Source organism: Paenibacillus sp. NPDC057967, from assembly GCF_042887015.1.
In the GTDB taxonomy this organism is placed as follows: domain Bacteria; phylum Bacillota; class Bacilli; order Paenibacillales; family Paenibacillaceae; genus Pristimantibacillus.
This window is the reverse complement of the sequence record NZ_JBHVQB010000017.1, coordinates 24275-35642: the sequence shown is the minus strand read 5'-3', so window position 1 is coordinate 35642 and position 11368 is coordinate 24275. Positions and strand designations below refer to the sequence as shown.

12 protein-coding genes are annotated in these 11368 nt (G+C 52.7%); 8 read left to right on the top strand and 4 right to left on the bottom strand.

Annotation, left to right across the window (positions count from 1 at the left end):
* Nucleotides 1-294: 294 nt before the first annotated feature.
* The gene (gene pepT, locus ACFVSO_RS28770) at nt 295-1527 is read right to left on the bottom strand and encodes a peptidase T (RefSeq protein ID WP_387480146.1); all 1233 of its coding nucleotides are present in this window, start codon (nt 1525-1527) and stop codon (nt 295-297) included.
* 101 nt (nt 1528-1628) lie between these two features.
* On the opposite strand from pepT, the gene ACFVSO_RS28765 reads away from it, so the two are divergent.
* The gene (locus ACFVSO_RS28765) at nt 1629-2021 is read left to right on the top strand and encodes a phosphotransferase (RefSeq protein ID WP_387480144.1); all 393 of its coding nucleotides are present in this window, start codon (nt 1629-1631) and stop codon (nt 2019-2021) included.
* Nucleotides 2000-2566: an aminoglycoside phosphotransferase family protein gene (locus ACFVSO_RS28760; protein ID WP_387480143.1), complete on the top strand. Its 567-nt coding sequence runs from the start codon at nt 2000-2002 to the stop codon at nt 2564-2566. Before ACFVSO_RS28765 ends, ACFVSO_RS28760 begins: the two co-directional genes overlap by 22 nt.
* Nucleotides 2567-2613: 47 nt before the next feature.
* Here the strand turns inward: ACFVSO_RS28760 and ACFVSO_RS28755 are convergent, their stop codons facing one another.
* From ACFVSO_RS28755 to ACFVSO_RS28745, 3 genes are read right to left on the bottom strand one after another with little or no spacing between them, the layout of a single operon-like run.
* Nucleotides 2614-3609: an ABC transporter ATP-binding protein gene (locus ACFVSO_RS28755; RefSeq protein ID WP_387480142.1), complete on the bottom strand. Its 996-nt coding sequence runs from the start codon at nt 3607-3609 to the stop codon at nt 2614-2616.
* Between the two features lie 16 nt (nt 3610-3625).
* On the bottom strand, nt 3626-4429 hold the full coding sequence (locus ACFVSO_RS28750) for an ABC transporter permease (RefSeq protein ID WP_387480141.1): 804 nt from the start codon (nt 4427-4429) through the stop codon (nt 3626-3628).
* 2 nt (nt 4430-4431) lie between these two features.
* The gene (locus ACFVSO_RS28745; protein ID WP_387480140.1) at nt 4432-5235 is read right to left on the bottom strand and encodes an ABC transporter permease; all 804 of its coding nucleotides are present in this window, start codon (nt 5233-5235) and stop codon (nt 4432-4434) included.
* 122 nt (nt 5236-5357) lie between these two features.
* On the opposite strand from ACFVSO_RS28745, the gene ACFVSO_RS28740 reads away from it, so the two are divergent.
* The 6 genes from ACFVSO_RS28740 to ACFVSO_RS28715 all read left to right on the top strand — a co-directional run bounded on the left by ACFVSO_RS28740 (nt 5358) and on the right by ACFVSO_RS28715 (nt 11315).
* Nucleotides 5358-6263: a LysR family transcriptional regulator gene (locus tag ACFVSO_RS28740; RefSeq protein ID WP_387480139.1), complete on the top strand. Its 906-nt coding sequence runs from the start codon at nt 5358-5360 to the stop codon at nt 6261-6263.
* Between the two features lie 50 nt (nt 6264-6313).
* Nucleotides 6314-7192: an alpha/beta fold hydrolase gene (locus tag ACFVSO_RS28735; RefSeq protein ID WP_387480138.1), complete on the top strand. Its 879-nt coding sequence runs from the start codon at nt 6314-6316 to the stop codon at nt 7190-7192.
* 135 nt (nt 7193-7327) lie between these two features.
* Entirely contained in the window at nt 7328-8362 is a 1035-nt protein-coding gene (locus tag ACFVSO_RS28730; protein ID WP_387480137.1) for an agmatine deiminase family protein, read from the top strand.
* A gap of 26 nt (nt 8363-8388) precedes the next feature.
* On the top strand, nt 8389-9270 hold the full coding sequence (gene aguB, locus ACFVSO_RS28725; RefSeq protein ID WP_387480136.1) for an N-carbamoylputrescine amidase: 882 nt from the start codon (nt 8389-8391) through the stop codon (nt 9268-9270).
* A gap of 257 nt (nt 9271-9527) precedes the next feature.
* The gene (locus ACFVSO_RS28720) at nt 9528-10184 is read left to right on the top strand and encodes a response regulator (protein ID WP_387480135.1); all 657 of its coding nucleotides are present in this window, start codon (nt 9528-9530) and stop codon (nt 10182-10184) included.
* Nucleotides 10185-11315, top strand: a complete 1131-nt coding sequence (locus ACFVSO_RS28715) for a sensor histidine kinase (RefSeq protein WP_387480134.1) — start codon at nt 10185-10187, stop codon at nt 11313-11315. It begins immediately after the preceding gene.
* Nucleotides 11316-11368: the final 53 nt, after the last annotated feature.

The window sequence follows — 11368 nt, the reverse complement described above, 5'->3', positions numbered from 1 at the left end:
ACACCGAAACCGTCTTTTCATGGATAACTCCTCCACCTATTCTTAGTGTATCTGAAGTGGAGAAAGTGTCCAACTGGATTAGGGGGCTATATAGGACAAACGCCTAATACTGACGATATCTGCTGCGTGGCGGCTGGGAAGCTGAGTCTGGATATGCAAGTGAATGCACTCCACCAGACAGCGCCAGTGGCTCAACGAAGCAATGACTCACGAATCATGAGGCAGACCCAAAAAGATCGCCTTCACAAGCCGAATACGGCATTGCGAGGCGATCCCACAAGAACGATATTGGCGTTAAGCTTTCTCCTCATACAAGCGGACAATCTCAACAATCGTCTTGACGGCCAGCTCCATATGATCGACCGAGACGTATTCGTAGCGTCCGTGATAGTTCATACCGCCTGTGAAAATATTCGGCGTAGGCAGCCCCTTGAAGGAAAGCTGGGAGCCGTCTGTACCGCCGCGAATCGGCTCGACGATCGGCGTGATGCTGAGATTGACCATCGCTTCATGCGCGATGTCGACGACCTCCTTCACCGGCTCGATTTTTTCGCCCATATTGTAGTACTGGTCCTTCATCTCCAGTTGAATGCGTCCCTCGCCATATTTGGCTTGCAGCTCTTTTACGATGCTGGTCAAGAGCTCTTTGCGTCCATTGAAGAGATCGCGGTCATGGTCGCGAACAATATATCTGAGCGATGCTTGCTCCACATCACCTTCCAGATTCATCAGGTGGAAGAAGCCCTCATAGCCGTCCGTATGCTCGGGCGCTTCGCCTGCCGGCAGCTTGCTGTTCAGCTCGATGGCGATTTTGATCGCGTTGATCATCTTATCCTTCGCCGTTCCCGGATGGACGTTTTTGCCCTGAATCGTGATTTTGGCTCCGGCGGCATTGAAGCTTTCATATTGCAGCTCGCCGAGAGGGCCGCCATCCATCGTATAGGCATAAGTAGCGCCGAATGCATCGACGTCGAAGCGGTGCGCGCCGCGTCCAATCTCCTCATCTGGCGTAAAGGCAACGCGGATTTTGCCGTGCTTGATCTCCGGGTGGGCGATTAGATAGGCCATAGCCGTCATAATTTCGGTCATGCCAGCTTTATCATCGGCGCCGAGCAGCGTCGTGCCGTCGGTAGTGACGAGGGTTTGTCCCTTGTAGCCAGACAGCTCAGGGAACTCCGACGGGGACAGAATAATGCCCTGTGCTTCATTCAGTACGATGTCGCTTCCGTCATAGTTCTCGACGACCTGCGGATTGACGCCTGCACCAGTCATGTCCGTCGCGGTATCGAGATGGGCCATGAAGCCGATCGTCTTCACGTCCTTATCCGTATTGGCAGGCAGTGTCGCCATGACGTAGCCGTTCTCGTCTACGGTCACATCGCTCATGCCAATCTCCTTCAGCTCCTCGACCAGCATGCGGCCAAGCGTCAGCTGCCCGGGTGTGGACGGGCATTGCTCATTGCTTTCATTCGACTGGGTATCGACTTTTACATATGTGAAAAACCGGGAAAGCAGCTCTTGTCTCATCGACATGGTTGTTTCATCTCCTATATTCATCTTCAAGCAAAGTATAATATAAAGCAGGGATCAAATGAAAGGCAACCGCATGGCAGCCGAAAGCGAGGAACATGATGACGAAAAGCAAGGAGTACACAAACGAGCCATTCGTTCAAATTGCACGGAAGCTGAATCCGGCAGGGGAGCTGCGTGAAAGCCGAACGTTGGCGGGAGGCGTGTCGGCCTCCACCACTTATATAGAAGTCGCAACAGAGGATGGCGCGATTAGCCGTTATGTCGTGCGCCAGCACGGCGAAGTGGATCTGAGAAGGGACTCCGACATTGCCAGGCATGAATTCGAGCTGCTGCAATTATTGAAGCAGCATGGCGTTCCGGTTGCGCAGCCCTGGCTTTATGATCAATCCTGCGGCATTCTTCCTGGTCCGTACATCGTTGCCGCATATATAGAAGGCCGCGCCGAACTTCAGCCACCAGGCAAGCTGTGCCGTATGCCGAGCTGTTAGGCAGCCAGCTTGCGGCTATTCATCGAGCGGCGATCAGCCGCTCAGACCTCCCTTTTTTGGCTGACATGTATGTCGTTATTGCCGATAAGCTGCAAGCAACACCCGTACGGCTGGACGATTCGTTAAACGAAGGGAGCATTCGCGAGGCTCTCGATCAAGCGTGGCCGGATTTGCAACGGAACAGAGAGGTCATTCTGCACGGCGATTATTGGCCTGGGAATGTACTGTGGAAGGACGGCTCCATTGCCGCGGTTCTCGACTGGGAGGACGCAGCTTGGGGCGACCCGATGTCGGATGTCGGCAATGCCAGGCTGGAGCTGCTCTGGTCGTACGGAGAAGAAGCGATGGAAGCCTTCACGCGGCAATATCGGGCGGAGATGCCTCACTTAGCGTACGAATGCTTGCCTTATTGGGATTTGTGCGCGGCGCTTCGGCCAGCATCCCGCTTGTCCGGTTGGGGATTGGAACCGGATGTGGAGCGCATCATGCGGGAGCGTCATACCGGCTTCGTCGCTCAGGCGCTGGCTAATCGGCATAATGAATAGGAGAAGGGAGCCGATACGATTCGGCTCCCTTTCATGTAATGCTATGATCAAGCCTGCTCGCGCATTGTTTTATTGCGGGCGTAGATCATCCCGATTGTCCTCTCCAGCTCCGGCTCTCTCAGGCGCAGATCGCGGAGATTATGCTGCTTTGTGACCAAACTGACGGCCTCGCCTAACGAGATGTCGCTCCGATCGAATTGATACGTGACGTTATGGCCGGAATGCGCCACGACCTGAATTCGGGCATCCTCCAGAATAGCGTCATTCCCTCTATACTCTACTTCGAGCAAGGTTCCTCCGCCATATTGACGGCTGAACGATTGCAGTCCGCCATCATAGATGATCTGTCCTTCATCAATCATCATAAGGCGATCACAGACTTCCTCGATATCGTCCATATCATGCGTGGTCAGGATAACGGTTGTTTTTTTCTCGGCGTTCAGTTCCTTCAGAAATCGTCTGATATTGGTTTTGGCGATGACATCGAGCCCGATGGTGGGCTCGTCCAGATACAGGATTTTGGGATCATGGAGCAGGGAGGCGGCAAGGTTCGCCCGCATCTTTTGCCCCAGACTGAGCTGCCTGATTGGTGTCCGATAGAAGCCCTTCATCTCCAGCAGCTCCACCATAAATTCCACATTGCGGCGAAAGACGGAGGGCTCGATACGGTACATGCGCTGAAACAGCCGGAACGTATCCTCCATAGGCAGATCCCAATACAGCTGCGAGCGCTGGCCGAATACGACGCCGATATGCATGGCGTTCCTCTTGCGGTCTCGGCTTGGTTCGATTCCGTTGGTCAGAATGCGGCCGGAGGTAGGCGTGAGCACACCGGACAACATCTTGACCGTCGTGGACTTGCCGGCTCCGTTCGGCCCTATGAAGCCGACGAGCTCCCCTTCTTTGATATGGAAGGAAAGGCCGGATACCGCAGTCTTCCACTCATATGCGCGGGAGAACAGGGATTGGGCAGAAGCGAGCCAGCCGCTCGCACGCGGGCGGTTCACTCGATAGGCTTTGGATACGTCATGAGCTTCGATCATCGTAAAGTCTCCTTTTCTAAGAACCTGTGCTGTGATAATGCTTGATCCCCCAGCGCCATAGCAGAATCGCGCCGGTGAACAGCACGGCTCCGACAGCTAGCGTCAAATATTGAAAGACAGGATGGAACAGCAGGAAATCTTGTTTGTTCAAAAAATATTGCGCCGGATAAAAGTTAATAAAGGCGTACGGCACGACCAGCGTCAGCATGATCTGGATCGATGCCGGATAGATGGATACCGGATAACGAATGAAGTCTTTAAAGTCGTATAGAAACAGCTGGGCCAGGCTTGAATTACGCACCATCCAGAAGGACGGGATTGCGGTATAGATGAAGGCAGCGGCTTGAATCAGCATACCGCCAATAAGCGTGATGAACAGGAAAGCAAAATCCCATACGCCCAATGACAGATCCAAATGATAGATGCATATGCCGATGAACAGCAGTCCGAATGCGACGTTGGAGAAGTAGGAGGCGGTAAATTCGCGGCTCATCAGATAGAGCAGCGGATTCATCGGCTTGGTTAACAGCTCGTCAAACTCACCGGATTGGACCTTGGCGGGCAGCTTGGTGAAGGGATGGAAGCAGAAGAACGCCGCCATGGAGTAGGAGGTCAAATTCAAGGCATACAGAAACATAACCTCGTATTGCCCCCAACCGGCTATCGATTCGAAGCGATAGAGCAGCACCCAGATCAACGCGAATTCAGTGCTCCATACAATGCCGCGAGACAGAAAGGTCAGCAGAAAGGCTGCCCGGTATTCGGTCTTGGCCTTAATGTTGATACGAATGAAGGTCCAATACAGCGATGCATATTCCATAGCTAGCCTCCTTGAACGAATATTTTGTGCTGAGCCCTGGACCAGGCCCATTTCTCCAGCAGCAGGAGAAGGGCAATCCAGAAGCCCTGCAAGGCGATAATGCCGAGCGCTCCCGCCATGTCCGTCTTCCCGGCCAGGATAGCGATGGGCTCGAAGGTGACGAGCCGGAAGGGCAAGAATGTGCCGACGAGCAGCAGCCATTGCGGATAGAACCACAACGGAACGAAGGTGCCGGCGAACAGCTCATAGAAGGCCTTCATGAACCAATCGATATAATAGGCATTGCCTGTCCAGAAGCTGGTAAGGCCAAGCAAGTAATGGATATGGTAGATGATCACGATGCCGCAGATGACGCTAATGGCAAAAAGCAGTATTCGCAGAGGTTCGGCAGCAATCGTCGGGACGCTCATGAAGGCGAAGTAGATCACGCAGGCCGGAACGGCGCTGAACAGAAAGCGGAACATATTCTCTCCCCATTGGTCCGCAATCATATACGACTTGAAGGATACGGGCTTGATGAGATCGGTGCTGATCGAGCCGCTAATGACCTTGTCTCCAATGGTCGAGCCGATGCGGGAGTACGTCAGGGTGCCAACCAACAGATTGATGAGGACGAAGAGCATCATATCGTCGTAGGTAATGCCGCCTATCGCTTCCTTTCCGCGGAATAAGCCTTGCCACACGCTCATCAGGACGAATAGCTTCAGGTACGAGCCAAGAGCAAGGATGACCGTGTTGCTGCGGTAAACGCTATTCATGCGGAACGCGGTCAAGGCGAACATGGCAAACAAAGAGAAAGGTGCCATTGTACAGGAAGTCCTCCCTTCCAAGTGAAAATTTTCTATAATATGGGTCTAATCATAGCCCAGCTCTATGCTATAGTGATAATTAATAATAGATATAGCAGCTATAATGGAGGGATATAGCAATGGTGAATTTGGAGCTGTACCGCATCTTTTATTACACAGCAAAAGCCGGGAGCATCTCCAAGGCGGCCCAGCAGCTGCACATGGCTCAGCCCAGTGCGAGTCTTGCCGTCAAGCAGCTGGAGGATTCGCTCCAGACGAACCTGTTCCACCGGACGCCGCGGGGCGTGTCCCTTACCAGCGAAGGCCAGACCTTGTTCGCTTACATCGAGCAAGCTTATGAGCTCATTATGTCTGCGGAAAGCAAGCTGGACGAAGTAGCGAATATGGGAGGTGGAGAGATTAGAATCGCCGCCAGTGTGTCGGTCATTCAATATGTACTGCTGCCCCATCTTGAACGGTTCCACCGGGAATACCCGACAATTAATATGAAGGTATCCCCCGGCAATACCCAAGCTTGTCTGAAGATGCTGAAGGAAGGGAAAATCGATTTTTGCATCGTTCGACTGCCGATTGAAGACGAGTCGTTGACGACAACGAGTCTCCTGTCGATACAGGATTGTTTTGTCGCTGGCGAGAAGTACAGGCATTTGTCGGAATTACCCATTTCGCTGAAGGAGCTGGCGGCGAACTATCCACTCGTTGTATTTCCTCCGCATATGACGTCACGCCAAACGATGAACCAGTTGATGGCCTCCTTTGGCGTTACGCTTGCCCCGAAGTATGAGATCGGCAGCTTGCATGTACTCATCGGACTCGCCCAAGCGAATTTGGGTCTCTCCTACGTGGTTAAGGAGTTCGTGAAGAAGGAGTTGGAGGAGGGCAGCCTGTTCGAGGTGAAGCTGGAAGAGCAGATCCCTCGCATTGAATTTGGCATCGTACGAATGAAGCATCTGGCGATACCGGTCGCGGCCCAGCATTTTATTGACGGGATGCTGGAGGAGGCAGGCAAGAAGGCGGGTGATTAATCTGTCTGTGTCATTTTATAATGGGAGCAACAGGGCGAGGAGTGATAGGAATGGCAAAATCCATATTTAGAACAAGTGTGGCAGAGGATGAATATTTAGCCTGTTACAATAAAAGCCTAGGTGAATTCGGGCTGGATTGTGAGTCCGATTACATAACTACTCCATTCGGTGACACGCATGTGCTCCGCTTCGGTGATTCTGCTAAGAAGCCGCTTATACTGCTGCATGGTATGACGATGAGCAGTACGATGTGGTATCCCAATGTGAAAGAACTTATACGTGAACGATGTGTATATGCCATTGATATAATGGGTGATTTCGGCAAGAGCAAGCCTAATGCTCCTATCAAAAGCAGAGTGGAAGCAAATCATTGGTTACGGACTGTATTAGAGGGATTGGGGCTGAACCGGATTGATCTTGCCGGACATTCGATGGGAGGCTATTTGGCGCTGAATTATGCACTGGCCCACCCAGAGCAACTAACCTCGTTGGCTTTACTCGCGCCTGCAGGAAGCTTTCATCCAATGTCGCTCAAGTTCTTTGCCAAGATCTATCCAGCGCTGCTGTTGCGGACTGAGAAACGGATAGATCGGGCTTTTCGCTGGTTCTCGGGAACGGGCCAGCCGCTTGATCCCGTATTCCGAAGTCAGGTGATCGCCGGCTACCGGAATGCCAAACCCTTGCTGCAGCTTATGCCGTCAGCATTCAAGCAGGAGGATTTCGCCAGGTTCAGTGTGTCCACCTTACTTCTTGTAGGCGACAAGGAAGTGATATACCCTGCGCTTGAAGTTGTAGAGAAGGCGAAACGCCTTATCCCCGGCTTACATGCGCATGTCATTCCTGGAGCCAGTCATTCCTTGACGATAGAGCATGCGAATGAAGTGAATCATCTCTTGATTCGCTTTCTCGTGGAGCTTCGATCGGAATAGCCGACCGCATCGGCAAACAGCGATTACACGCCCGTTAACATCCATTGTGACAGGCGTTTTTTTGTTATATGATAGGAGGGTGAATCGGGGGTAGTCCCGTTCATGCCTATTATGGATATGATAATGGAGGACAAGATGAATCCTAGAGATTTGAACTATAGAATGCCTGCAGAGTGGGCGAAGCACGAGAGAACCTTTATGTCCTGGCCCGTACAGGACTCGATGGTCTATCCGGAGCATTATGAGGAAGTAACGGCGGGGTACGCCGAAATTATAACGGCGATTGCCGAGTTTGAGCCGGTAACGGTTATCGTTAACCCGGATGATCTGGAGCGTGTAGGCGCTCGCTTCACAGGCAATGGCAATGTGGGGCTGCTGCCGATCCAGCACAATGACGCCTGGTTCCGCGACAACGGACCGACCTTCTTGCTGGGTGAACAAGAAGAGCTAGCCGGGGTCAATTGGGGCTTCAACGCTTGGGGCGGCAAGTATTCCCTATGGGATCTGGACGATGCGGTAGCGCCGCAAGTGCTGAAGCATGTCGGCGTTCGCCAGTTCGACGCACCGCTTGTCATGGAGGGCGGATCGATTCATGCAGACGGAGAGGGTACGCTGCTGACGACGGAGGAATGCCTCCTGAACGAGAACCGCAATCCGGAGCTGACTCGTGAGCAGATCGAAGCCCATGTGAAGCAATTCGTGAATGTGGATGAAATCATTTGGCTGAAGCGCGGTCTGAGCGGCGACGAGACAGACGGTCATGTCGACAATATCGCTTGCTTCGCAGCACCGGGCAAAGTCATTATCCAAGTATGCGACGAACCGTCAGATGAGAACTATGCGATCACGCAGGAGAATTTGCAAATTCTTCGCGATGCCGTCGATGCGAAGGGACGCAAGCTGGAGATCATTGAGATCCCGCAGCCTCCGTATACCGAATATGAAGGCCAGCGTCTAACGCTGAGCTACTTGAACTTCTATTTTGTGAATGACGGTATCATTCTGCCGGTATTCGGCGGCGCGGCCGAAGAGACGGACCGCAAGGCAGAGGAGATTCTTGCCGCAGCATTCCCTGACCGCAGAATCCGCAAGGTGAACGGCATGGCGATTATCGCCGAGGGCGGCAACGTTCACTGCACGACGCAACAAATGCCGGCAGGCCGGGCATAATCGAATAGGGAAGAGGAGGTAACACCATGAGAAAAGTAAAAGTAGCGGCTACCCAAATGAGCTGCTCTACCGATAGAGACGACAACATCCGCAAGGCGGACGCTTTGGTGCGTGAAGCAGCCAAGCAAGGCGCACAGATTATCCTGCTTCAGGAGCTGTTCGAGACGCCGTACTTCTGTCAGAAGGAGAAGGCGGACTATTACGTGTACGCGACGGAGCTGGAAGAGAACGCAGCTATCAATCATTTCCGTGAAGTAGCGAAGGAATTGCAGGTTGTGCTTCCGATCAGCTTCTACGAGAAGAAGAATAACGCGCGTTACAACTCGCTGGCTGTCATTGACGCAGACGGCGAAGTACTGGGCAAATACCGCAAGAGCCATATTCCGGACGGTCCGGGCTATGAAGAGAAATTCTACTTCAACCCTGGCGATACAGGGTTCAAAGTATGGCATACACGTTATGGCAAAATCGGCATCGGCGTATGCTGGGATCAATGGTATCCGGAAGCTGCGCGCTGCATGGCGCTCATGGGCGCCGAGATTCTGTTCTACCCAACTGCTATCGGCTCTGAGCCTCAGGATGGATCGATCGATTCCAAGGATCATTGGCAGATGTGCATGCTGGGTCACGCCGCATCCAATTTGATGCCTGTCATTGCCTCGAACCGCGTAGGCTTGGAATCCGATGAGGATTCCAGCATTACGTTCTATGGTTCGTCCTTTATCGCAGGACCACAAGGCAACAAGATTGCCGAAGCGGGCCGCAGCGAAGAGACGGTGCTGGTAGCGGAGTTTGATCTGGACCAACTGGAGACGCAGCGCATCGAGTGGGGCATCTTCCGTGACCGTCGTCCAGATCTGTACGGCATTATCGGTTCCTATGATGGCGAGCTTCGCATCAAACAATAACGTTCATGAGAAACTTCCGGATATTATCCGGAAGTTTTTTTGTTGATCTGGGGTCAGCGGGATTAGACATTTGCACATCATCAAGCAGATAGGAGTGAAAATCCATGGACTAGCGGGGTACCGGGGGTGCTTTGTCCGGGCTGATTCTCTCGTGCCGGTTTTCCTAGAGACGAGTAATTCCGGTTATTTACAAACCATTAGAGGGTGCGATAAGCTGTGAGCAGACTTAGGAGCTTCGAACGGGAGAGTGAAGCGTTATGAAGATTAAAGTATTGATCGCAGATGATAATTCCTTTGTAAGAGAAGGCATGAAAATCATATTATCGACATTCGAAGAGTTCGAGGTTACTGCAACGGTACAGAATGGCCGGGAGGCTGTCGACTATTGCGAGTCCCATGAGGTGGATGTTGCGCTGCTTGATGTGCAGATGCCGGTCATGAGCGGAGTGGAGGCGACCAAGCTGATTACCGAGCGAACACGAACCAAAGCGCTAATACTAACGACCTTCGACGATGACCAGTTTATTCAGAATGCCATTCGCAACGGTGCGAAGGGTTATCTGTTGAAAAATAATGATCCCGAACGGATTCGGGATGCGATTCGTACCGTTTACCACGGACATCATGTGCTGCAGGACGTCGTGCTGACCAAGCTGGCATCCGGCTTGATGACGGCAAGAGAACAAGAGCAGGCGCCAGCGGCTGGAGAGAAAATCGACAAAACCCTGTTCACGGCAAGAGAGCTGGATATTATGGCGCTTATTGCGAAGGGCTTGTCCAATAAGGAGATTTCCAAGCAGCTGTACATATCGGAAGGTACCGCAGCCAACCACATCACCTCCATCTTAAGCAAGACGGGACTGGAGCATCGGACACAGATTGCGATTTATTATTTGACGGGCGAGGGCAAATAAGTGAGGGAGCGCGAGATACGGCCGGAGAATTGGACGCTCATGTTCAAGCTTGTGTTGCTGCTCTACGTGACGGGTTCCATCTACCTGTCCGAGAGCGGGCTAACCGGGTGGTATACGGCTGCTGTTCTGCTCTATATCAGCCTGGATCTATTCACTCATATTATGCGCTCCGTCACGATGCAGGGGGTAGGCGCCGCGGTGTCCATCCTGTTCATCATCGCCATCTCCTATGAGCTGAATCCGCTCCTGGCGCTGTTGATACCCGTGAACCTGCATCGTCTTGCCGTACCTCTGCTGAGGCATCCTGCGCCTGTTCTGCTATTGATGCTGGCTCCGATTCTTCTGCTTCCCAAGGAGCTGTATACCAGCTATGGGCTGGCAGCAGCTTTTAGCTATCTCTTTCTCACGGTTCTGTCAGCATACACCGACAAGAGCAGGGCTTACCGCAGCACGCTGGAAGCGATGCGAGAGGAGCAATACCGACTGAAGAAGCAGCTTCAGGAGAGCATGGAGCACAGGAGACAGTCGGAATATATGTTCAAGCTGGAGGAGCGCAACCGGCTCTCGCAGGAAATTCATGACCGGATCGGCCACTCTATGACCGGAGCGCTGATCCAGATGGAAGCCGCGAAGCGGCTGTATGCGACAGACGCCGTAAGGTCGGCTGAGCTGCTTCAGAATGCCATACATATTTCCAAGGACGGCATTGAGCAGATTCGCCAGGTGCTCAAGAGCATGAAGCCGCTCAATGAGCAGCTCGGCATGAATCGGATGCGAGTGCTGGCGGATGAATTCGCCGCGACGCATGAGATGGAGACACAGCTGACCTATGAGGGGGATCTCGATCGGATTGAGCCGCTCCACTGGCGCATCCTTCAACAGAATGTAACCGAAGCGCTGACGAATACGGTCAAGTATGCCGAGGCTACGGTTGTATCGATTCATATCCAAGTGCTCCATACGATGATCAAAGCAAGCGTAAGCGATAATGGCGCAGGCGCATCCAAGGTGATCAAAGGGCTTGGCATCGTTGGAATGGAGGAGCGGACGGCAGCCGTAAGCGGCAAGATTATTGTGGACGGGTCCAAGGGTTTTGCCGTCACGACGCTTATTCCCTTAGCAAGCGCATGAATGGTTCATAGGTGGACCATGAAGATTCTCATGGATAAAGGATGAACTTGTGC

Bases quoted from the DNA above. Each gene is read 5' to 3' on its own strand.
- pepT (WP_387480146.1), bottom strand. From the start codon at position 1,527: ATGAGACAAGAGCTGCTTTCCCGGTTTTTCACATATGTAAAAGTCGAT.
- ACFVSO_RS28765 (WP_387480144.1), top strand. From the start codon at position 1,629: ATGATGACGAAAAGCAAGGAGTACACAAACGAGCCATTCGTTCAAATT.
- ACFVSO_RS28755 (WP_387480142.1), bottom strand. From the start codon at position 3,609: ATGATCGAAGCTCATGACGTATCCAAAGCCTATCGAGTGAACCGCCCG.
- ACFVSO_RS28750 (WP_387480141.1), bottom strand. From the start codon at position 4,429: ATGGAATATGCATCGCTGTATTGGACCTTCATTCGTATCAACATTAAG.
- ACFVSO_RS28745 (WP_387480140.1), bottom strand. From the start codon at position 5,235: ATGGCACCTTTCTCTTTGTTTGCCATGTTCGCCTTGACCGCGTTCCGC.
- ACFVSO_RS28740 (WP_387480139.1), top strand. From the start codon at position 5,358: ATGGTGAATTTGGAGCTGTACCGCATCTTTTATTACACAGCAAAAGCC.
- ACFVSO_RS28735 (WP_387480138.1), top strand. From the start codon at position 6,314: ATGGCAAAATCCATATTTAGAACAAGTGTGGCAGAGGATGAATATTTA.
- ACFVSO_RS28730 (WP_387480137.1), top strand. From the start codon at position 7,328: ATGAATCCTAGAGATTTGAACTATAGAATGCCTGCAGAGTGGGCGAAG.
- aguB (WP_387480136.1), top strand. From the start codon at position 8,389: ATGAGAAAAGTAAAAGTAGCGGCTACCCAAATGAGCTGCTCTACCGAT.
- ACFVSO_RS28720 (WP_387480135.1), top strand. From the start codon at position 9,528: ATGAAGATTAAAGTATTGATCGCAGATGATAATTCCTTTGTAAGAGAA.